At 65.6% G+C, this 20888-nt stretch carries 12 protein-coding genes and 4 pseudogenes; 11 read left to right on the forward strand and 5 right to left on the reverse strand.

Going from position 1 to position 20888, the window contains the following annotated elements:
- Positions 1-562 precede the first annotated feature (562 nt).
- On the forward strand, positions 563-1783 hold the full coding sequence (locus tag MFF61_RS22475; RefSeq protein WP_238239649.1) for an IS256 family transposase: 1221 nt from the start codon (positions 563-565) through the stop codon (positions 1781-1783).
- Between the two features lie 56 nt (positions 1784-1839).
- Here MFF61_RS22475 and MFF61_RS22480 read toward each other — a convergent pair.
- The 3 genes and pseudogenes from MFF61_RS22480 to MFF61_RS22490 all read right to left on the reverse strand — a co-directional run.
- Positions 1840-2325: pseudogene (locus tag MFF61_RS22480) on the reverse strand (IS66 family transposase zinc-finger binding domain-containing protein); the annotation flags it as partial.
- Between the two features lie 205 nt (positions 2326-2530).
- Positions 2531-3895 (reverse strand): GT-D fold domain-containing protein, encoded by a 1365-nt coding sequence (locus MFF61_RS22485; RefSeq protein ID WP_238239032.1) that lies wholly within the window; start codon positions 3893-3895, stop codon positions 2531-2533.
- 147 nt (positions 3896-4042) lie between these two features.
- Positions 4043-9583 (reverse strand): HAD-IA family hydrolase, encoded by a 5541-nt coding sequence (locus MFF61_RS22490; protein ID WP_238239034.1) that lies wholly within the window; start codon positions 9581-9583, stop codon positions 4043-4045.
- 490 nt (positions 9584-10073) lie between these two features.
- On the opposite strand from MFF61_RS22490, the gene MFF61_RS22495 reads away from it, so the two are divergent.
- Positions 10074-11000, forward strand: coding sequence for an FkbM family methyltransferase (locus MFF61_RS22495; RefSeq protein WP_238239036.1), 927 nt, complete (start codon positions 10074-10076; stop codon positions 10998-11000).
- A 24-nt stretch (positions 11001-11024) separates the two neighbouring features.
- Here MFF61_RS22495 and MFF61_RS22500 read toward each other — a convergent pair whose 3' ends face one another.
- Positions 11025-12227: a hypothetical protein gene (locus MFF61_RS22500; protein ID WP_238239039.1), complete on the reverse strand. Its 1203-nt coding sequence runs from the start codon at positions 12225-12227 to the stop codon at positions 11025-11027.
- Between the two features lie 59 nt (positions 12228-12286).
- Complete coding sequence (locus tag MFF61_RS22505; RefSeq protein WP_238239041.1) at positions 12287-12970, reverse strand: class I SAM-dependent methyltransferase; 684 nt, start codon at positions 12968-12970, stop codon at positions 12287-12289.
- A gap of 245 nt (positions 12971-13215) precedes the next feature.
- Here MFF61_RS22505 and MFF61_RS22510 point away from each other — a divergent pair.
- The 9 genes and pseudogenes from MFF61_RS22510 to tnpC all read left to right on the forward strand — a co-directional run.
- Positions 13216-13385, forward strand: a pseudogene (locus MFF61_RS22510) (IS66 family transposase zinc-finger binding domain-containing protein); the annotation flags it as partial.
- Between the two features lie 72 nt (positions 13386-13457).
- A pseudogene (locus tag MFF61_RS22515) lies at positions 13458-14686 on the forward strand (ISAs1 family transposase).
- A 106-nt stretch (positions 14687-14792) separates the two neighbouring features.
- The gene (locus MFF61_RS22520; protein WP_238239044.1) at positions 14793-15908 is read left to right on the forward strand and encodes an ISAs1 family transposase; all 1116 of its coding nucleotides are present in this window, start codon (positions 14793-14795) and stop codon (positions 15906-15908) included.
- 264 nt (positions 15909-16172) lie between these two features.
- Entirely contained in the window at positions 16173-16841 is a 669-nt protein-coding gene (locus MFF61_RS22525) for a class I SAM-dependent methyltransferase (RefSeq protein ID WP_238239047.1), read from the forward strand.
- A gap of 94 nt (positions 16842-16935) precedes the next feature.
- A complete protein-coding gene (locus MFF61_RS22530) occupies positions 16936-17748 on the forward strand; it encodes an IS5 family transposase (protein ID WP_238239050.1) in 813 nt (270 codons plus the stop codon).
- 236 nt (positions 17749-17984) lie between these two features.
- Positions 17985-18445 (forward strand): annotated as a pseudogene (locus MFF61_RS22535) (helix-turn-helix domain-containing protein); the annotation flags it as partial.
- Between the two features lie 114 nt (positions 18446-18559).
- The gene (tnpA, locus tag MFF61_RS22540) at positions 18560-18943 is read left to right on the forward strand and encodes an IS66-like element accessory protein TnpA (protein WP_238239651.1); all 384 of its coding nucleotides are present in this window, start codon (positions 18560-18562) and stop codon (positions 18941-18943) included.
- A complete protein-coding gene (tnpB, locus tag MFF61_RS22545; RefSeq protein ID WP_238239052.1) occupies positions 18940-19296 on the forward strand; it encodes an IS66 family insertion sequence element accessory protein TnpB in 357 nt (118 codons plus the stop codon). Before tnpA ends, tnpB begins: the two co-directional genes overlap by 4 nt.
- A gap of 67 nt (positions 19297-19363) precedes the next feature.
- Positions 19364-20881, forward strand: coding sequence for an IS66 family transposase (tnpC, locus tag MFF61_RS22550; protein ID WP_238239055.1), 1518 nt, complete (start codon positions 19364-19366; stop codon positions 20879-20881).
- Positions 20882-20888 lie beyond the last annotated feature (7 nt).

Raw genomic sequence — 20888 nt, forward strand, 5'->3', positions numbered from 1 at the left:
GATCATCTCGCGCAGCAGGTCCGCGTCGGCGCTCTTCTCCAGCAGGCCGCGCAGGCTCATCATCTCGTCGGTCATCGGAGGTCTCTCGGGTTCGAGGTTGGTGCTCGCAACCCGACCCTACCCGGCAACCGCCGATGACCACCCCGCGAGAGAGCCCGCCTGCTTCAGCGCTGGTATGGGCGCGCAGGCGGGCTCTCTCGCTCCCGTCGAGCTACACCACCTCCAGGGACACGACCCGGAGGATCTCCGCGTGGCACGCCGGAGGCGCGCACCGTGCGGATGACTGTCCATACGCTCTGTTCTCGACGGCTGATCATCCACCTCGCAAGGCGGCTCTCAGCGGAGGGATACTGATCATCGGTATCTACCCGCGGCGTGGAAGCAGGGCGTTTATCCAGCCGCTGAGCGAATGGGCATCACAATCCGCCTGTCGACTGTGTCGCCGCTGCCCTATACCCGCAAAGCGTTCCTCGGTCGCAATTGCCCACATCGCGGCAATGGGCTCAGGGACTGTCAGGAATTTCGTGTGGTGCGGCCATGGTGGACCCGAAGGAGGCTCCCGATGGCACGACGCAAAGCGCCCCGCATCCCTGACGCAATCCTGGATCAACTCCTGGCCGGCGCCGATCCGAAGAGGGCCTTTGAAGCCGATGGCCTTCTGCACGAGCTGAAGAAGGCCCTGGCCGAGCGGGTGCTCAACGCCGAGATGGACCATCATCTGGCGGGCGAGGAGACCGGCAACACGCGCAATGGCTACGGTCGCAAGACCGTCACGACCGAGACGGGCTGGATCGAGCTGGCGATCCCCCGCGACCGGCAGGCGACCTTCGACCCGCAGCTGATCGCCCGCTATCAGCGCCGCTTTCCGGGCTTCGACGACAAGATCGTGTTGATGGACGCCCGCGGCATGAGCACCCGGGAGATCGTCTCCCACCTGCGCGAGCTGTACGGCATCGACGTCTCACCCGACCTGATCAGCGCGGTGACCAACGCGGTACTCGACGAGGTCGCCGCCTGGCAGGCCCGGCCGCTGGAACCGGTCTACCCGATCGTGTTCTTCGACGCCCTGCGGATCAAGGTGCGCGACGAGGGCGTGGTCCGCAAAAAGGCCGTCCACATTGCGCTCGGCGTGCGCGCCGACGGATCCAAGGAGATCCTCGGCCTGTGGCTGGAGCAGAACGAGGGCGCCAAATTCTGGTTGCGGGTGATGAACGCGCTGAGGAACCGCGGCGTCGAGGATGTGCTGCTGTCCGTGGTCGATGGCCGGAAGGGCTTCCCCGACGCGATCCGGGCGGTGTTCCCCGAGGCACTGGTTCAAACCTGCATCGTCCACCTGCTGCGCCACAGCCTCGATTTCGTCCTCTACAAGGACCGCAAGCTCGTGGCGGCCGCGCTGAAGGACATCTGTCGAGCTCTCGATGCCGCCGCCGGCGAGGCGGCGCTGTCCGCCTTCGAAATGGGCGAGTGGGGCCGGCGCTACCCGGCCATCGCCCAGAGCTGGCGACGAGCCTTGAGCGAGGCCGTCCCGTTCTACGCGTTCCCCGGCCAGGTGCGCCGGATCCTCTACACCACGAACGCCATCGAGGCTCTGAACGCCACGCTGCGCCGGGCCGTGCGCGCCCGCGGTCACGTCCCGACCGACGAGGCCGCGCTGAAGCTACTCTACCTGGTCTTGAGCCGCTCCGAGAAGGCGTGGAAGATGGGCCCGCGCGAGTGGGTCATGTCCAAAGCACAGTTCGCCGTGATCTTCGGCGAGCGCTTCACCCGGGCCATGGCGGCCTGATGTTCAACCCGCCGCCCCTACACGGAATTCCTGACAGTCCCGCGATGCTGACGCCCTGACCGCAGCCGCGCGTAGGACAGAGCCAGGAAGGTCTTCAGGTAGGTCGCCACCGCGTGCAGCCGCAGACCGACCGGTGCGCCGCACGCCTCCCCCGGCACCAGGGCACCGACGCAGCTGCCACGCGACGAACAACGCACCGCGAGCTGCGGATGCTGGGTGACGACGGGCGTCACCGCGAGCAGCTCGATCCGCTCGCACACGCTGACGATCTCGGCCGGCAGGTCCGCCGCCAGGGCGCCGCCGCAGCAGGGGCACTGACCCGGGCGATGCGCGACGACTTCGTCAGGGGCGGGGCTGTGCGTCCGGCTATGCCCATCGTGACCCGGCTTGGCGCCGCTGGGCTTGGCCTGCTCGCGCCGCTCCTTGCGGTCGGTGTAAGGCGGCTTGGAAGAGGTGCGCGAAGTCTTCTCCGGGCGCTGCAGCCGCAGCACCAGCTCGATCAGCTCCTCCCGGCTCAGGCGTTCCAGCTCGCTGCGGCCCATCTCACGAGGAAATCAGCCCAATCGCCTCCCGGCAAGAGGCGGGGCGAACGCCCTCTCGCTGCCGCGGTTGTGGGTCACGCCGCGCTCGTGCGCACCCGGCGGGCAATTACGATCCGAGTTTAGCTCTGAACAACAGAGCCCGCGCCAGAGTTACAACCATCCTCCAAAATGCATTCAGAGCCACATCCGCTCCAGCGACAGGCTTTCATTTATCGCTGTCGGACATTTCACCAGATTTATTTGTATCTTCGATACCGAAGGCTGATGCATAGAATGGGCGACTCGCCAATTTCATCCACCCATCTACGATAGAACCCATATCAAGAGCAATACCTCCATGTTTTTTGATTACACAGGCATAGTATTTTCCGAAGGTGCCGGCCGCAATTAGGAAAACTTTACCATCGTGAGGCCGCGCAAGTGAATGCATTACCTCCCAAAATACCTTTGGAAAATGCGAAACACTACTCCTGTTGACGATATTTGCAAGATGAGGCGCATGATTTTCACTAGGAATTCGGATTATGTCAACATTTTTGACTCCAAACATCTCCTTTACTCTTGCGTCGAGCCCTTCGAGGCAGGATATAACACTGACGCTCTGCAGCTCCCGCATGATCTCCGCTAGCATGCCGGTTCTATGCAGCTGCAGATGCACATCCTGATTGCAGAGCGTGATGCAATTGATATTCTCTAGAACGTACCGGTTGATGTTCAATAGGCAGGGAATGGTGCGTTCGGCCGCGATGGAATATTCGTAATCGAGCCAATCCCAGTAAGCGACACCCAGAATGTCAGCCTGCTCGACGAAGGGCATGAGATGAGCGGTCAGGGCCTCGTACCCGGTCCAAGTCGGATCGAAACTCTCTCCGAGAAGAAATTTCACCCAGAATCTTCGGCAATAGCCGTAGAGATCTGCGAACCGCCGCTCGTCCTCTGGGTTGACGCGCGCGAAGGTGCCTTCGCCGTCGCCGAGGCGAACAAGTGCGAAGCCTTGCTGGCTCCGGATGGCCGATTTGATGGCCTGCGCAACCTCCTCGACACTCATCCAGTAGTGCCGCTGACGGATCGCGTCGGTGATGTAGCGCGCCCTCTCGCGCGGGAACTCCTTCAGGTAGTCGCCGAACCCCCGCATGGCCGCGATCTGGGCGCGGTCGTGGGGGTTCGTGGGCGCGATGCGGTCGAGCGCCGCATTGCCTTCGTCCCAACAGCCGTTCGCATAGAACATGTGGGCCAGGAAGACAGCGTAGCTAACGTTGTCCGGCGCTTTGCATGAGGCCTGAACGGCGCAGGTCAGGGCCTCTCTCAAGCGCCGCTGATAGCGGTGGACCACGGCCAACTCGTAAAAGGCAGCCGCGTAGTCGGGGTTCTTGGACAGGAGATGCTTGAACATCTGCTCCGCGACCTCTAGACCTCCCGTCTCCCAGCCGAATTCTTTGCACTCGATGGCCGCGATCAGGATGCTGAAATCGTCGTAGGCGCTGTAATCGATCGTGCCCGCGTAGGCGACCGGGTTGCCGCTGCGCGACTTCACCAGGGAGACGATTTCCTCGAGGGCCGATTGGGACATGCAACTCTCCTGTACGCTCAACCGGTGACGCCCAGCTCGATTGCCCGATCTCGGCACCAGCCTACATCCACCTCCGCTCTCACGGGAACGAACACGCGCTCGCTCGCCGATGCAGGCAGGGTCCTCTCGCACGCCGCGCGCATCCGATCATCCCGCCAGCATCCTGCCATAGAGCGCGATGAGATCCCGCGACTGGTCGTCCACCGTCCGCAGGTCGGGCCGGCGCCGGGGGCTGCGCTGATAGGTTTCCGGGTCTGCGTCGATCAGGCGGAGCACGCGCACGAGGTCGTCCGGTCGTGTGACATCGATGACGAAGCCGTTCTCGCCCTCGACCACCTCTTCGCCCATGGCACCGAGGCTGCTCGCGACCACCCAGCAGCCGGCGCTCAACGCCTCCCGCGAGACAAGCCCGAAGCTTTCGGGCCAGATCGAAGGGGCGAGGACCACGTCGCTCTGCGCGTACATCTCCTCGATCCGTCCGGAGGGGATTTTGCCGACGATGGTGACGGGTGTCGTCCCCCAGACCGTGTGCGAGACGTCGCCGTCGTCGCGGAACAGGTCGACGAGCGTGAAGCTCAGGTTGCGGAACTCGTTCTGCCGCAGGGCGGCCTCGATCAGATAGGCGCCCTTGTGGTGTTGCGTGCCGCCGAGATGCGCCAAGCGGACGCGCGGGCCGGCCGGGGCACGCGCCGCGGTCTTGAGGCGTGAGACGCCGTTGGGCACGACCTCGACGTCGAAGCCGCAGTCCCGGTAGAGCGCGGCGAAGGGAGCGGAGACCGAGAGCCGCGCTGACGCCGCGGAGAGTGCGTGACGAAGCTGCGCTCCACGCGACAGGCTTTCTGTCAGTGCGATGCGAGCCGAGTGCGGCTGCGCGAGGAGGTCGCGCGAAGGCATCGCGAGCCGGCCGTCGTCGTCGATGAGGAAGCTGAAGTCGGACAGCCACCACGCGTCGTGTAGCGTCACGATGTATGGCACGCCCGTCGCTCGGCACGCCTCGGCCACGGCGACCGAGAGCCTCTGCAAGCAGTGGATGTGCACGAGGTCGGGCTTGAAGGTCTTCAGCACGGTCAGGGTGTGGCGGAACACGGCAGCATTGTACGGACGCCAGTCCATGTCGATCTCTTGCGGCGTCGCGATGCGCATTACCGGGATGCCCCGATAGGCGTCGACCCGCGACGCACCGGTCCTGTCGTTCTCGTCGTCGGAGGTCAGGACAGCGAGGTCGAATGCCTCAGGGTGATGGTCGAGGAGGAAGTCGACGTTGTCCTTGAGCACCCGCGTCGCGCCGCCGACCGTCTGGGGTGGGAAGAACACGTTGGCGAAGAGGATGCGCGGGCGCCGTCGGTCGGGCTCGGGCAAGCGGATGTCGGGCACCCGAGGCGCCATGAGGAGGCGGGCCTCGAACCGGGCCCGCACCGCCTGCCCGACGTCCTCGCGCAGGGACGGCTCGTCAACGAAGCGCAACAAGGCGGGCAGGGCCTCCTGCCACGCGGCACTCGCCCCTCCATCGCTCGTTGCGTCCGCGCCGATGGTCAGCACGGGCAATCCCCAGGCCGCCGCCTCAAGGCGCCCGAGGAGCGGCTCATCTCCTTCCGGCGATGCCTCAGAACCGAACGCGACGTAGCCGTTCATCTCCTGCAACAACCAGACGGCCGTCGCGTCGGTGGCCCGCAGGTGGGCAGTTCTGAGCCGGGCTCCGAAGCGCGCGAGGTCTCGCGGCGGCACGGCCGCCTGATCGATCAGGACGGACACCGTCTCACGTTTCGACAGGAGGCCCTCGATCGCCACCCAGGTGCGCGTCATCTCCTCGCCGGACGCGCCCGGCGACGGGATCCGCACGACCAGCGCCAGGAGGTCGGGGTTCGACCGCGTCCGCCGGACCGCCTGGGCGAGCCGGCCGACCAGCGCCGCCTTCCCCTCTACCGTCTCCCGCTCGAGGCGCGCGGCCGCTGCCGGCAGGGTCGCCACTCCCCGATCGCACAGGGACATGAAATGGCAGGAGAGGCGGCTCGTCAGCAGCTTCGCAAGCTGGGGGGAAGCGCTCGTGTCCCGAAACGCGGGCTGCTCGGTGGGGTCGAGAGCGCCTGCCCAGTAGGCGGTCGGGATGGACAGCGCACGCGCCGTCCGCACCGCACGAAGCGTCGGCGGACGCGACGACGTCTCATGGAAGACCGCCAGCGAAGCGCCCGGCAGGGCCGCGATGAAGGCATCGATCCGGCTGTCCGGGAAGACCTCGGCGTCTCGGCCGAGTTCCGCTCCGACCGCTGCCGCGAGGCGCGCCAAGGTCTCGGCCGAGGCATCCTCCGTCCCGCGGCCGCCGAGGACCACGACGCGGCCGTCCGGCTTGGCAAGCCGCAGCCTCGCGGGGATCTCCTCGTCGATCAGGCGGATCAGTTCAGCCGCCACCTTGAGCGCCGCGTGGGTGTCCTCGCCGGCCTGTTCCGCCCGGACGGCATGGCTGAACCAGCTGTCGTACACGTGGTCGCGCACGCGCCGCCATGGCTCCTTGCCGGCCCAGATCGTCGAGCCCGCCCGGACGAAGTCGAGTGCTTTCGGGACGTAGCCGAGATCAGCCGCGATGCGGGCTCCGTTGATGAAGGACCAGCGGTCGGGAGTGGGTGCCGCCACGCCGCGCTCGTAGCAGGCGAGGGCGTCGTGGAGACGGTGCTGGCGTGCCGCGATATCCCCGAGCTGATGCCAGATTCGGCCGGGCGCGCCGCCGCTCTCGAGGGCGTTCTCGAAAGCTTGGCGCGCCTCGTCGAGCCGCCCCTGGTCGCGGGCCCGGCAGCCGACAATCTCCCACAGGCGCGGTGCGCCAGGTCCCTCGGCGAGATCGGCGTATGCCGTGTAGCTGCTGGCGAAGAAGCGGGCGAGAAGATCGATGCGGTCGGTCTCCCCACCTGCCTCACCGTAAGGAAGCTGGCGCTCAGCGAAAAGGTCGCACCGGAAGGCCGTCGGGTAGACCCGCTCGCCCACGAGCTGGAACAGCCGATCGTCCTCGCACGCAGCCTCGCCGTGCCCCGCCCCATGCCACAGCCAGTGCCGGAAAGCCTCCTCCGGCGCGGCCCCGGCCAGTTCCGGATGGCGCCGCAGGTAGTAGGCAGGATCGAACCGGGCGCCGAGCGACAGCGGCGCGAGTCGCGCCACCCCACGGTCGAGGAAGGCCGCGATCGCGTGCGCGCGCGAACGCAGGCGGCCCGCCCAGGCATGATTGAGCGCCTGGAACTCGCCGACATGCAGGAGACCGAGCCATGCGCCTGGATCGAGGCCCGAGCGGCGGAAGATCAGCTGCCGGGCGGATGCCCCGCGCTCCCAGGCTGCGTTCTCCGGCGCTGTCAGCCGGACCTCGCCGGAGCGGACCAGTTCCTCGAACTCGGCGTCGATCAGTCCGAAGCCCGGATGGTAGCTCCGACCCTCGTGGCGACCGAAGGCGAGATAATGTGCCTTGAGCTGCCACTCATGCGCGAAGGGCAGGTCCACGTGGTTCGTCCGGTACGTGTGCGGGTCGAAATCGGCTGGGAGCGGGCCGTGCTCCCGTTCGAGATCGTCGATGAGCGCCTCCGGCCGCGTGAACCGGCCCTCGCTGCGCCCGAACTCGGCGTAGTGCCGCCGCAGGGCTTCATCATCCAGCGCGGCGAGATCCGGGTAATGTGCCCGGTAGAAGACGGGATCCAATCCCTCCCGATCGACGGCGCGACGGCCGATCCGAATCCGGTTGCGGATGGCGCTCCTGATCGTCCTGACCCTGAACAGGCGCTCAAGCGAGCGCAGGGTCGCCCTGCGCCGGAGCGGAGAAGACGGCCTCGCCGGTATGGCGGCGGCCTCGTGCGGGGACGGCTGACTCGCGCTTGCGACGAGGGAGCCCGGAATCCAGTAATCCTTGCGCTTCGCAAGCTGGTAGATCTCCGTTGCCGAAAGATCCGGCCTGACCAAGATCACCGATCGCTTCCGGCCACTGACCGCGTCCTCCTCGTAGATCTCCGCCTGCATCTGCCTGACCGTATCCAGGTCCGGCGCGGCGAAACGCGCGATCAGCGGGTCGACGAACTGGCCCCAGAACTCCTGGCTCGCCATCCAGAGCAGGACGATGTCCTCCGGCCGGGACGCGCACACGCCGAGAATCGTCGTGCCCGGATAAGGGCGAGGCTCGGGCGGTCCGACGTCGTAGTCGGGCTCGACCTTGCCGTCGGTCCTGACATAGCCGCGCAGGGGACCATAGCTCGGATGTTTGAAGAACATTTCGAGCCACGCGAAGCTGTCGGTCAGAGCGTCCGGCAGCCGCTCGACCGGAAGAATGACCTTGCCGCCGAATCGGACGTAGGGCTGTGCCAACGGGGCGTTCCGGGCATAGTTCCCGTTGGTCGAAATCAGATCGAGCTCGACCTTCGGTGGCGTCAGCGCTTCCGGGCGTAAACTTTCTTGGAGAAAAAAGCTGTTGAGATCGCGCGCGACCGTGCCCGAATAGCCGATGTCACACAGGGTGATGTGACGGCTTGCGAAGAGGCCGACGCTCTCAAGATACTCCTGCGCCAGTCTACGTTTGGTCAGAATCGCATCGCGAATCGGCTCGGCCAAGCCGGCCGCCCGGTAGGCATCGACCACGACGGCGGTGTCACGCGACGATTCGTAGGCCTTGTCGTCGAGTCCCGGCGGAACGGCATCGATACCGAGCAGCGCGGAGATCTGCGGCGGGGTCGCTGTGCCGTGGCAGAGCCAGAACGCGAAGCCTATCGCCTGCGTCAGCCACTCACCTTGGAAGTTCAGGGCGAGCCAGCACGATATCGACCGGCTCAAGAACAGATCTGACTTGGCGAAGCGGTCGAAGTACCGGCGGACCAGAGAACAATCCCATCGCTCGAGAAACTCTCGGACGAGAATGCCGTCCCGGCTCATGAAATAGATATGGTCGGTCTTGTTATTCAGGGCCTTGAATAGCACCTGAAACAGGAAAAGCCTTATCAGATCCGACATTTCCGTATGAATGTTAGGCCGGCGGCCGTAGGCTGGCCGTTCGATGTGAAGATGCTCGTGCTGCTCGATATGGGTGACCTGCAGGCCAACCATGCGTCCCATCGCGACATCGGAGTGCGGGTTATCGCCGAGATGGTGTACATCGCCGGGAGCGACACCGAGGTCGGACAACACATGGGTGAACAGCCGGCCCGTCTGCTTGGTGAGGCCGACATCGACGGAAACGTAGACCTTTTCGAAGAAGGATAAGATCCCGAGCCGATCGAGGATTGCCTCGATCTGTGCCCGGCCGAAATACATGTCGGAGACGGCAACCAACCGCTTGCCGGCGGCTTGAAGCCGCTTGAGCAGGTCGTGTGCTCCCGCAACCAGGGCAAAATTCTGCGACTCAAGATCAAATTCGAACGACACGACATCGTCGATGATCGCAGCATCGTCGGATGAACGACCCCGCAGCGACGCCAGAGCATGAGACCAGATGACATCGAGGCTCGGCTCTTCCATGGCCGCATGCGGCGACATCTTCAGGAAGTTGCCGATGTTGTAGCGCGTCAGTGTGAGCTGTCCCGGCGTGAGTGAGCCGCAGCGGCCTAATCGTGCCAAGACATAGGCGCTGACGGTATCGTGCACCTCGTTGACGGCAAGATATTTTCGCTTGATCAAAGTATCGAATAGATCGAAAGAAACAATCTTAGCGTTGACATCCTCTGAACTCAAAGCAAATAATGAGCTAAAGTGACTGCCAGATTTAACAGCCATACGGACCTCTGCTACTCTTGAATGCATGGCGCACATGGCCAATCAGTCCAAAGATCGATCTTCAGAAGCATTCATAACGTCGTTCACGCTAGTCTGAAATTTAACATTGGTTAATTCTCCGACCTGCCCGGGCCAAATCTGATGAATTGATGTCAACACGGAATTCAAGGCAAAATATTGTTGGGCGATGTGAGCGAGGCAGATACCAAGGATTGCAGGCGAGGACAAGATTCCGCTTGGCAGGCGGAGCCAGCACGCCGAGATCGGTTGACATGAGGTCTCAAGCGCGGAGCGTCTCGGCGCAGGATCGGCGCGAATCGGACGGATCCGGCTCCGATCGCTCGCCCCAGTTGCGTGGACACGACGAGATCGGTTGACTTCCAGCCGGATGGGAAAGGGTCAGCGCATGAGTGATCTTGTCGGAACGCGAGCGGGCGAACTCGTCGCCATGAACGAGCGCGCGCTGGAGGCTCGGCCTTGGCGGAAGCCCGGGTACCGCTATCGCCCGGTTTCCATCCACGACCCGGCCTGCGCCGCGTTCTGGGGACAGTACCCCTATGCCGGATGGGTGCACGTTCAGGTCGACGATATCGTGGTCGCGATGCTCATGGCGAACGATGACGGCGTCGCCTTGATCTACAACGCGTTCGGTCCCGACAGCTACGAGGCGGCCAGCGTCGCAGCCTGGGTTGCGGTCGCCCGCGAATGCCGGCAGATCGCCGACATCGGCGCGTTCACCGGCCTGTACACACTCCTCGCTCAGAAGGCCTCACCCGAGGCGAAAGTGGTTACGGTCGAGCCGAACTCGGCCAGCCGAGCCCGCCTCCATACCAACGCCGTGTGGAACGGCTGTGACCGCAGTCGCGTGGCGCCCTATGCGGTCGCTGCCGAGATCGGCACGCTGCCGCTCTTCGTGCCGATGGGGGCGGACCTGCTCGACACGGGAGCCTCGCTGAATCGCGGCTCCCTGGTGAGCCGCACCGAGATCGTCGCTTGCGCGCCGGTCGACGCGATCATGGCGCAGTTCGATGTCACGGAGCCGAACCTGATGAAGATCGACGTCGAAGGCCTGGAAGAGGCGGCCCTGCGCGGCATGCCGCGCTGCCTGCATGAGCGGCCGACCCTGTTCCTGGAGGTCGCCACGGGAGAGCTGCTGCAGCGCTGCCACGCTCTCCTGGCGCCGCACGGCTATCGGATGTGGGGCATCGACGATGAGAGCTTGACGATGACGCCGCCCGTGGAGGCCAACGACGTCACCGCGTGGTTCGCGGAGCATGGCGCGAACCGGGCCGCCCTGAACTATCTCTGCTGTGCCCGCGAGGACCACCTCGCCCTCGCTCGGCGCGGGATCGATCGGGTCCACGCCCTCCTGTGACGCGAGCCGGACGGCCCGCACGCTTCAGGGTGCCTCGCCCTGAATGATCCTGCCCCTGACCCGCAGGTTCCCGGCTTTGTCGACGCTGAACACCGTCTGCCCGCCGACCCGGTAGGCGAGCGTTCCACTACGCGGGTCGAACCCGAGGCAAGCGTCCTGCCCGGAGAAGCAGACGAGCTGCCCCGCCTCCACGGTCAGGGCATAGCGGCCCCCGGGGCCGGCGGCGCCCTGGGTGTTGAGGATGGCGTAGCCGTACTGCCCTTTCGCCAGGAGCGCATTCGTGCTGCGCGAGGTGTCGACGAAGGCCGCGGTGGAGTGGCTACCCTGCACGTGGACCGAGGCCGGACTGACGGTCTCGTCGACGATCGTGCCGACCGCGTGCGACCCGTTGGCGAACCGCAGGCCGATCGCCGAGTCGGTTTCATCCAGGATCGACACGTCCTGGATGAGGTTGGCACCCTTGAGCCAGAGCCCGAAATGGTAGTCCTTGCCGGGTCCCCTATTTGGTGTCCCGGCCGCAATCAATGCAGTCGAAGTGAACGAAGAGAGGCCGTAAAGGAAAATGTTATAACAGGAATGGCGTCCGAGGTCGCAGGGGCCGCTCTCATTGCCGAAATCGCTCTCGATCGCGGCGGCGAAGCCGCGCTGGGCGCCGGGCTTCAAGATGAGGTCGTTGACGATGCCCCAGCTCCTGCCGCCCTTCGGACCGACCGTGCCGGACACGCCGAGCACCGCCTTGGCGTCGGTGCCGGCGTAGCCGAGGTACCGCCATCGCACGCTGCCGTCGGGAATGCTCCCGCCGGTGCCGCGCGGCAGGGAGGCCATCGTCGGCCCGGAGGTGCCCGCCGTCACGGCCTCGAAGACCGAGGCGTCGCCCTGCCCATTGGTGTCGATCTGCTGGCCGGCGTGGTAGGTCGTGTTCGGCGCCCAGGGATCGGCACGGCCGGTGTCGATGCGGCCATCGAACACGGCGCCGTATTCGAGCCGGTCGGCGCCGTAGCGCGAGACCCAGCGGTTCAGGAATTGGGCGCGATGGCGGTCGCCCGGCAGGCAGCCGACGTCCGAGCAGAACGAGTAGAGGGCGAAGGGAGCCGAGAAAGTGCCCGGCGGCTGAACCGCGGTGAGATCGACCTTGTCGCCAGCCGCATCCGGGATGCGGCCGCCCGAGACGCTGAGCTGGTTCAGCCGAAGCCCAGAGGGCTGTTGCGCGTGCGCGGCCCACGGCATTGGCCAGACGATCGAGCCGGCGAGGAGCGCACCGAGGGCACGATGGGCCGCCGGCCTGCTCACGACAGGGTGCCGGCAAGCTTGCGCACGTAGCACTTGCCCCAATCCGCCCGGAAGCTCTCATGGGGCGTTTCGGCGAAGAAATCGTCGATGGCCGCCGCCACCTCCGGCCAGTGCAGCCGGTCCCGGTGATAATCGTCCCCGATTAGCACGCCGCCGGGACGCAGCAGCGGCCACCACGCCTTGAGGTCATTCTTCACGGATTGATAATCGTGCCCAGCGTCGATGTGCAGGACGTCGACCTCGATGCCGCGCTCCTTCAGAACGACGAGGGCATTGACGCTGTCCAGCGGCAGCGGGACGATATAATCCTCAAGACCTTTGTCGATCATGTTCGCCATGAAACAGTGGTACAGGCTCGGATACCCGTCGCGGAAGCGCAGCTCCGCGTGGAAGCCCGGATTGAGCCAGTGGTCTGAAGCGCCCAGCCAAGTGTCGATGGCGATGACAACGCCATCGAGCGCAAGCGCCTTCAACCGAGCGGCCATCGTGGCGACCGACCCACCCTTCCATACGCCGACTTCGACAACGATGCGAGGCCGCACCACATCAATGGCTTCCGCAAGATAGCCATGATCGCTGTTCCAGCCCTGGTGATCGACACCGTAGATGTGCCGAGGAAAAGCCGCGACGGGATCGTTACCGTGCCAAAGCTTATCGAGCACCCATTGACGCACCGACATATGCCAGACCCCTCTCAACTTACTACCGTCATCGTAGGTATATCAACTAGCGGACCCTTGAAGCGATAGGCAACCTGCTCCGGGCTGCGTTGTAACGTCCCGAGCTTGGTGAGATGCCGATTTGATGCCGATGTGAACCACACCACGGGCAGGGGTCGTGCCCGTCAATGGGGTGGACTTTCGGAGTGGAGTTGGAGCGGCCGCCGGTCCGGCGACCTGCGGTGGAAGAGCGTAGGTTCAGCCCCGATCCCGCCGAGGTTGTCGCTCACCGCTCGGGTCACTGCCCTGCTGCTGCGGCGCCCTGCCGGCAAATCTGCCCGCCGAGATCGTCAGCCTGTCCGAGCAGATCGAGCTGCCGGAGGTAGCACTGCTCGTCATCCAGCATCAACGGCTCGCGGTGCGCTGCCAGGGCTGCGAACTCGGGTTAACGGCGGTTTACGTTTTGCTGGAAGGCTGACTCAGTCCGCGGGGACAAGGAGCCCCGCTGATGAGACCGACGATCCTGGAGAGCCTGCCGAAGTCGCGCGTGGCCGCCCTGCTGCGGCACCTGGGCGAGATCGAGGATCCGCGCGAGCCCTGGCGGGTGGCCCACCCGCTGCCCGAAGTGCTGCTGCTGGTCGTGTGCGGCATGATCTGCGACTGCGACGACTACGACCTGATCGCCGCGTGGGGACAGATCCACCTCCCCCTTTCTGCGCCGCTTCCTGCCATACCACAACGGCGTCCCCGGCGGGCGCTGGCTGACGATCCTGATGAACCGGATCAATCTAGCCCTGTTCTCGGCCGCCTTCACCGACTGGGTGCGCGAGACCTGGCCGGAGCGGCCCGAACTGATCGCCATCGACGGCAAGACCTCGCGGCGTAGCCATGACCGGGCAGCGGGTCGTGCGCCGCTGCATCTGGTCTCGGCGTTTGCCACCACGGGCCGCCTCGTGCTCGGCCAGGAGGCGGTGCCCGACAAGGCTTCCGAGACCACCGCCATCCCGGCTTTGGTCGAGCGGCTGGCCGAGAAGGACGGGCCGAAGGGCGCCCTCGTGACCATCGATGCGGTGGCCACCCACCCGGCCATCGCCGCAACGATCCGGGCGGCGGGGGCCGACTACCTGCTGGCGCTCAAGGCCAACCAGCCGACCCTGCGGGCCGAGGTCGAGAGCCTGTTTGCCGAGGCGGCTCCCGACGGCTTCGAGACCGTGACGGAGCACGACAAGGGCCATGGCCGCCTTGAGCAGCGCAGCGTCAGCGTGGCGCGCGAGGTCGACTGGCTCGAAGGACCGCGCCGCTTTCCCGGCGAGGCCCGCCTGCCGGACGTGGCCTGCCTGGTGCGCGTGGTCTCCCGCGTCGAGACGAAAGAGCGCTGCCGGGGCGAGACGCGCTACTACGTCTCCTCCGCCCCGCTCACCGCGGCGCGCGGCCGAAGCGGTGCGCGGGCACTGGGCGATCGAGAACAGCCTGCACTGGGTGCTCGACGTGGTGTTTGCCGAGGATCAGTCCCGCCTGCGCAAGGGGCACGGGGCGCACAACATGGCGGTGGTGCGCCACTTCGCGATCAACCTGGTGCGCGGCGCGCCTGAGCCGCCAGCGGGCGAGCGCTCACCGCTCAAGCGGCGCCCCAAACCCGGCAGCACCCCGAAGCCCACCAGCCTCAAGCTGCGCCGCAAGATCGCCGGATGGAACCCCGACTACCTCAACGCTGCCCTCGATCACAAACCCCCTTAACCTCGATTCGCAGCCCTGGGCGCACCTCAGGGGAATCGCATTTGAGGCAGCGGGGTAGCGGGCTGGGTCGAGATGGGTTCTGTCTTCGGTTCGATTGGATGAGCCGATGCTGTCACTGATCACGATCCTGAGCGCTGTGCCGGACCCTCGGACGGGCAATGCCACGCGCCATGACCTGCTCGATCTGCTTGTGATCGCGCTGACGGCGTCGCTCTGCGGCTGCGAGAGCTGCGTCGACATTGCCGATTTTGCCGAGGATCGGGAGGCGTTGTTCCGGGAGGTCCTGAGCCTTCCGAACGGCTTGCCCAGCCACGACACGTTCTCGCGGCTGTTCCGCCTGATCGATCCCGCTGCCCTGTCGGACTGCTTCGCCCGGTTTCTGGACGATCTCGGGTCGGAGGGTGCGGGGATGATCGCCATCGACGGCAAGACACTCCGGCGCTCCTTCGACCGCGCCGCGGGCAAGAGCGCACTGCATGTGGTCACGGCCTTCGCCGGCGAGGCCGGGCTGGTGCTCGGCCAGAAGGCGGTGCCGGAGGGCGGCAACGAGATCACCGCCGCCCACGCCCTGCTCGCCATCGTCGACATCCGGGGCATGCTCGTCACCGCCGACGCCATCCACTGCCAGAGCGAGACGGCGCGCCTCGTGCTGGAACGCGGCGGCGACTATCTCTTCGCGCTCAAGAAGAACCGGCCCGCGACCCACGCCGACGTCGAGACCTTCTTTGCCGACCCGGCGAGCGAGCCGGCCGAGACGTTGGAAACCACCGATGCCGACCACGTCCGTCTGGAGATCCGCCGGCACGACGTGGTCCACGACGTCGGCTGGCTGTTGCCCGACGACAAGGATCCCAATCGGCCGACCATGCCGGCTCTGGCCACCCTCGGCCGGATCGGCGCGACCGTCGAACGCGACGGCAAGACCACCACCTCGACCCGCTACTATCTCTCCTCGGCCCGCCTCTCCGCGGCGGCGTTCGCCAAGGCCGTGCGCGGTCACTGGGCCATCGAGAACGGCCTCCATTGGGTCCTCGACACTGCCTTCCGCGAGGACGACGCCCGAGCCCGAAAGAACCACGCGCCGGAAAACCTCGCCATCATCCGAAAGCTCGCACTCAACGTCCTCAGGGCTGCAAGGCCCGACATCTCCATCCGACGCAAGCGAAAGCGGGCCGGATGGTCCGACGCCTTCGCACGATCCGTCATCGGACAAATGCGATAGCCCTGGGGCTCACCTTGCGTCCCATTGCTGCCAGGACCGGCGCCAGCTACGCATCGAGATCCGTATCGGACCAAGCCTGCGCCATCGGCGCATCCCGTGGCAGTCGCTACGGAGCACAAACGCATCACCGCCGACACAGTGCCAAGGCAATGCAAGCGCTTGCCAAGCTTGCAACTGCCGGCAGGCGTGATAGAAGGCGTCGGTTGATTTACTATCTAATTGGCAAATCAACCAGGCGCACAGTAAATTATGAGGAATAAACAGATGACCGGATGGGAGCTTAAGCACGTAAATAGCTTCGAAGGGCCCTCTCTCGCCATCCAAACGACTTATGAGAATAGATATTTTCGTGCATCCATGCGTAAAATACTGTCTCGCCTACCTAATCGGTGCATCGGCGCAGATTTTGGAGCAGGTTACGGTCGCCTAACACCGATGCTTGAGGAATTTTTTGACAAAGCCGTAGGTTTCGAGCGCGAGGAGCAGTTCATTCGTTTTGGCGACGAACTTGCAAAGACTCATGAAATAACGAAGATTGATACGCTTAGTTCTGTACCACTAAGTGATGGGGAGGCAGCTTTCGCCTTCATCTGCACTGTTCTTCATCACATGACCGACCCTGAAGTAATTGAGACTGTCGGCGAGATGAAGCGGGTCGCTAAGGGCGGCTTTGTCATGCTGATTGAGAGCACCGAGGAGAACTTCCTCTTAGGAGAAGAGGTCCGCGGCGGTCTGTTCACAAAGGGACGTGCCATCTCGGAGTACGAGCGCTTTATGTCTCCATGGGTGCTTGATTTTGCGCGACCGCGTCACATGGGTGGAACGAATCAAGTTCCTCCATGGGGCTCAATTATGGTCTTCCGCGACCCAAGCATCCCTGCCACGCCAGGCCCCGTGATCTCGGATTGGTTCCGTTCTGAGCTGACGTACTGACTCTTAGAGCCCGTCCGATAAGGTGCTTGGGTGGGTTGGGTAGCCGGGATGGCGGTGATTCCGGGAGGGTGCTGAAGCCTGAACCGGACCTGCCATGTGGACCCCGACCACCCGGCGGCGGCATAGCCGCACGGGGCTGCGCTACGAAACCGACCTCACCGACGCGGAGTGGGCGGTGATCCGTCCGCTCCTGCCTGCCCCGGCCCCTTGTGGTCGCCCGCCGATCTGGTCGATGCGCGAGATCCTGAACGCGATCTTCTCTGTCCTGCGTGGCGGTATCGCTTGGCGGCTGATCCCCAAGGACCTGCCGCCGCGCTCGACCACCTACGGCTACTTCAGCCGCTGGCGCGATCAGGGAGTGTTCGCGCGGATCATCCATCATCTCGTGATGGCTGACCGGGAGCGCACCGGGCGGGAGGCCTCCCCGACAGCCGCCGTGCTCGACAGCCAGAGCATCAAGACCACCGAAAGCGGCGGCCCACGCGGCTACGACGCGGGCAAGAAGGTGAAGGGCCGCAAACGTCAGGCTCTGGTGGACACGGACGGCCGCGCCCTCGTGCTGGAGCCGCAGCCCGCGGGCGTTCAGGATCGCGATGGCGCAGGGCCGGCGCTCCGCCTGTCGCGGCGCCTGTTTCCGTTCATCGCCAAGGCGTTCGCGGATGCAGGCTACGCCGGAGACGCACTCGCAGCGGCGACCATCATCGAGGTCGAGATCGTGCGCAAGCCGCCCGGACAGGTCGGCTTCGCCGTGCAGCCCCGCAGGTGGGTCGTTGAACGCTTCTTCGCCTGGATCAGTCGCAACCGCTGCCTCTGGAAGGATCCGGAGGCGACCCTCGCCTCAGCCAATGTCTTCCTCTACGCGACAGCTGTCATGATCCTCGTCCGACGTCTTGCCCGCTCAGCCTGAGTTATCGGACGGACTCTTAGAAAGCTACCAAAAATGCAAGGATCTAGCGCAAATTTCTTCCTTGCATTTTCAGCAGAGGAGCACAAATTTGCTTTATGTCTTAAAAATCTGATCTCAACCGTTGACTCGGGATCTTTTTTGCAACGACGAACCTTCTCTTGTATTATATGTTCTGACCTAGTGCACTGACGCATACGGAAGGTTCCTATTGGGCATGAGCCATGCGAGTCTGAGGCATGGCTCAGACTGTCTGCGTGATCCCCACCGAGGCCGAGAAGGCACGGCTGCGCGCGATCAGCCAGGATCGTGCTCGCCCCCTCAAGCACATCCAGCGTGCCCACATCGTCCTGCTCTCGGCCGAACGCCTGCCCGTCTTGGAAGTCGCTCACCAAGCCGGTGTCAGCCGAACTGCCGTCTGGCGCTGGCAGCAGCACGCCGAGGAGGGTGTCGAGGGCCTGCTGCGCGACAAGACCCGCCCGGCAAGCCGCCCCACTCCACCAGCACCGTCGCCGAGGTGCTGGCCCTCACCTGCTCCGAGCCGCCCGGTGAGGTCACCCACTGGACTGGCCGCGCCGTCGCAGCGGCGACCGGCATCTCGCTGCGCTCGGTCCAGCGCATCTGGCAGGAGCATCGCCTGCAGCCGCACCGGGTGCGCAGCTTCAAGCCCTCAACAGACCCCGCCTTCGCCGAGAAGGTGGGTAACCGTCGTCTTGGGGGGCACCTTTCGGCGGCTCGGCTGAGCGTGGGATACGGAGCGGGTGGGGAGCTCCGTTCTATGTCGATGTCAGGGCGTATGGCTATGTCGGAGCCGGTGCGGCGCTTGGAGCTGTTCACCGGGACTGGCCGGCGGCGGACGTGGTCTGAAGCGGAGAAGGCGGCGATCGTCGCCGAGAGCGAGGCGCCCCACACCTCGATCAGCGCGGTGGCACGCCGGCATGGATTGAGCGCCTCGCAGCTGTTCACCTGGCGGCGCTTGGCGCGTCAGGCGGTGACGGCCGAGTTGCGGTTCGTGCCAGCCGTGCTGGCGCCGGACCTGCCGCAGCCGGCGCAGGTCGATCTGAGCGTCCCTTCACCTCGATCTGCCGCCTTCGCCGGGATCGAGATCGCGGTGGCGGGCGCCACGGTGCGGGTCGGGCCGGAGGCGAGCGAGGCGCAGATCGCGGCGGTGATCCGGGCGCTGAAGGCCCCGGCATGATCGGGCCCTCCGGCATAGTCCGCGTGATGCTGGCGACGCGGCCGGTGGATTTCCGCAAGGGCGCTGATGGACTGGCCGTGCTGGTGCGCGATGCCCTGGGCACTGATCCGTTCTCCGGCACCGTTTATGTGTTCCGCTCGAAGCGGGCGGACAGAATCAAGCTTCTGTTCTGGGACGGCAGCGGCGTGGTTCTGGTGGCCAAGCGTCTGGAGGCCGGCCAGTTCTGCTGGCCGAGGATCGAGGACGGCGTCGTGCGGCTCACGGCGGCCCAGCTCTCGGCCCTGCTCGAGGGGCTGAACTGGAAGCGCGTGCACGAGGCCCATGAGGTGACCGCGCCGACGGTGGCAGGTTGAACAAAAAGGAAGCGAGCCGACGTTCGTACGCTGGTAAGCGGCTGATGGATCTGCTCTAATCGGCTTCGTGGCTGCCTCTGCTTCACCCTCGCCCGACGATCCCGAGTCGCTCAAGGTGCTGCTCGCCGAGGAGCGGGCCGAGAACGAGCGGCTGCGCCAGATCATCAAGGCCATGCAGCGTCACCGTTTCGGGCGCCGCGCCGAGAGCCTGCCCGAGGACCAGCTCCTGCTCGGTCTGGAAGAGGCCGAGCAGGTCGAAGCCGCTGGCCACGCCACCGAGGAGAGCGCACCGGCGGTGAAGGCCGAGCGCACGACGCGGCGACGCGCGAACCGGGGCGCCTTGCCCGCCCACCTGCCGCGCGTCGAGCGCGTGGTCGACGTCGAGAGCACCGTCTGTCCCTGTTGCTCGGGCAGCCTACATTGGATCGGCGAGGACGTGTCCGAGCGCCTCGACGTGGTGCCGGCCCAGGTGCGAGTGATCGTGATCCGGCGCCCGCGCTACGCTTGCCGCGCCTGCGAGGACGTCGTCGTGCAGGCCCCCGCGCCCGCCCGGCTGATCGAGGGCGGCTTGCCCACCGACGACCTCGTCGCGCAGGTCCTCGTCTCCAAGTACGCCGATCACCTGCCGCTCTACCGGCAGGCGCAGATCCTCGCCCGCCAAGGCGTTCACCTCGACCGCTCGACGCTCGCCGACTGGGTCGGGCGTGCAGCCTTCCTGCTCCGCCCCGTCCACGAGCGGCTGCTCGAGACGCTGAAGCGGTCGGAGAAGCTGTTCGCCGACGAGACCACGGCACCGGTGCTCGACCCGGGTCGAGGTCGCACGAAGACGGGGCAGCTCTGGGCCTACGCGAGGGACGATCGGCCCTGGGGCGGAGCCGGCCCACCCGGCGTCGCCTACGTCTACGCGCCCGATCGCACGGCCGAGCGGCCGATCACGCACCTCTCCGGCTTCCGGGGCGTGCTGCAGGTGGATGGCTACGAGGGCTACAAGGCGCTTGCGAAGCGGGGCGAGGTGCACTTGGCCTTCTGCTGGAGCCATGTGCGTCGGGCCTTCTACGATCTGGACGGGCCGATCGCGGTCGAGGCGTTGGCGCGCATCGCGCGGCTCTACCGGATCGAGGCCGAGATCCGCGGCCGCCCGGCCGAGGAGCGCCGCGCCGCACGGCAGGCGCGCAGCCGCCCGATCCTCAAGGCTCTGGAGCCGTGGCTGCGCGAAAAGCTCGGGCTGATCAGCCAGAAGAGCAAGCTGGCCGAGGCGATCCGCTATGCCCTGAGCCGCTGGGCGGGGCTGAGCCTGTTCCTCACTGACGGGCGGGTCGAGATCGACTCGAACGTGGTGGAGCGCGCCATCCGGCCCCTGGCCCTGACGAGAAAGAACGCTCTCTTCGCCGGTTCGGATGGCGGGGCGGAGCACTGGGCGGTGATCGCCTCGCTGGTGGAGACGTGCAAACTCGTCAGCGTCGAGCCGCGCGCCTACCTCGCTGACGTGATCACCCGCATCGTCGAGGGCCACCCTAACAGCCGCCTCGACGAGCTGCTGCCCTGGACCTTCCCCGCCACGCCCACGGCCAAGGCCGTGGCCTGAGAACACC

It is taken from the genome of Methylobacterium isbiliense (assembly GCF_022179325.1).
In the GTDB taxonomy this organism is placed as follows: Bacteria; Pseudomonadota; Alphaproteobacteria; order Rhizobiales; family Beijerinckiaceae; genus Methylobacterium; species Methylobacterium isbiliense.

Bases quoted from the DNA above. Each gene is read 5' to 3' on its own strand.
- MFF61_RS22475 (WP_238239649.1), top strand. From the start codon at position 563: ATGGCACGACGCAAAGCGCCCCGCATCCCTGACGCAATCCTGGATCAA.
- MFF61_RS22485 (WP_238239032.1), bottom strand. From the start codon at position 3,895: ATGTCCCAATCGGCCCTCGAGGAAATCGTCTCCCTGGTGAAGTCGCGC.
- MFF61_RS22495 (WP_238239036.1), top strand. From the start codon at position 10,074: ATGAACGAGCGCGCGCTGGAGGCTCGGCCTTGGCGGAAGCCCGGGTAC.
- MFF61_RS22500 (WP_238239039.1), bottom strand. From the start codon at position 12,227: ATGCCGTGGGCCGCGCACGCGCAACAGCCCTCTGGGCTTCGGCTGAAC.
- MFF61_RS22505 (WP_238239041.1), bottom strand. From the start codon at position 12,970: ATGTCGGTGCGTCAATGGGTGCTCGATAAGCTTTGGCACGGTAACGAT.
- MFF61_RS22520 (WP_238239044.1), top strand. From the start codon at position 14,793: ATGCTGTCACTGATCACGATCCTGAGCGCTGTGCCGGACCCTCGGACG.
- MFF61_RS22525 (WP_238239047.1), top strand. From the start codon at position 16,173: ATGACCGGATGGGAGCTTAAGCACGTAAATAGCTTCGAAGGGCCCTCT.
- MFF61_RS22530 (WP_238239050.1), top strand. From the start codon at position 16,936: ATGTGGACCCCGACCACCCGGCGGCGGCATAGCCGCACGGGGCTGCGC.
- tnpB (WP_238239052.1), top strand. From the start codon at position 18,940: ATGATCGGGCCCTCCGGCATAGTCCGCGTGATGCTGGCGACGCGGCCG.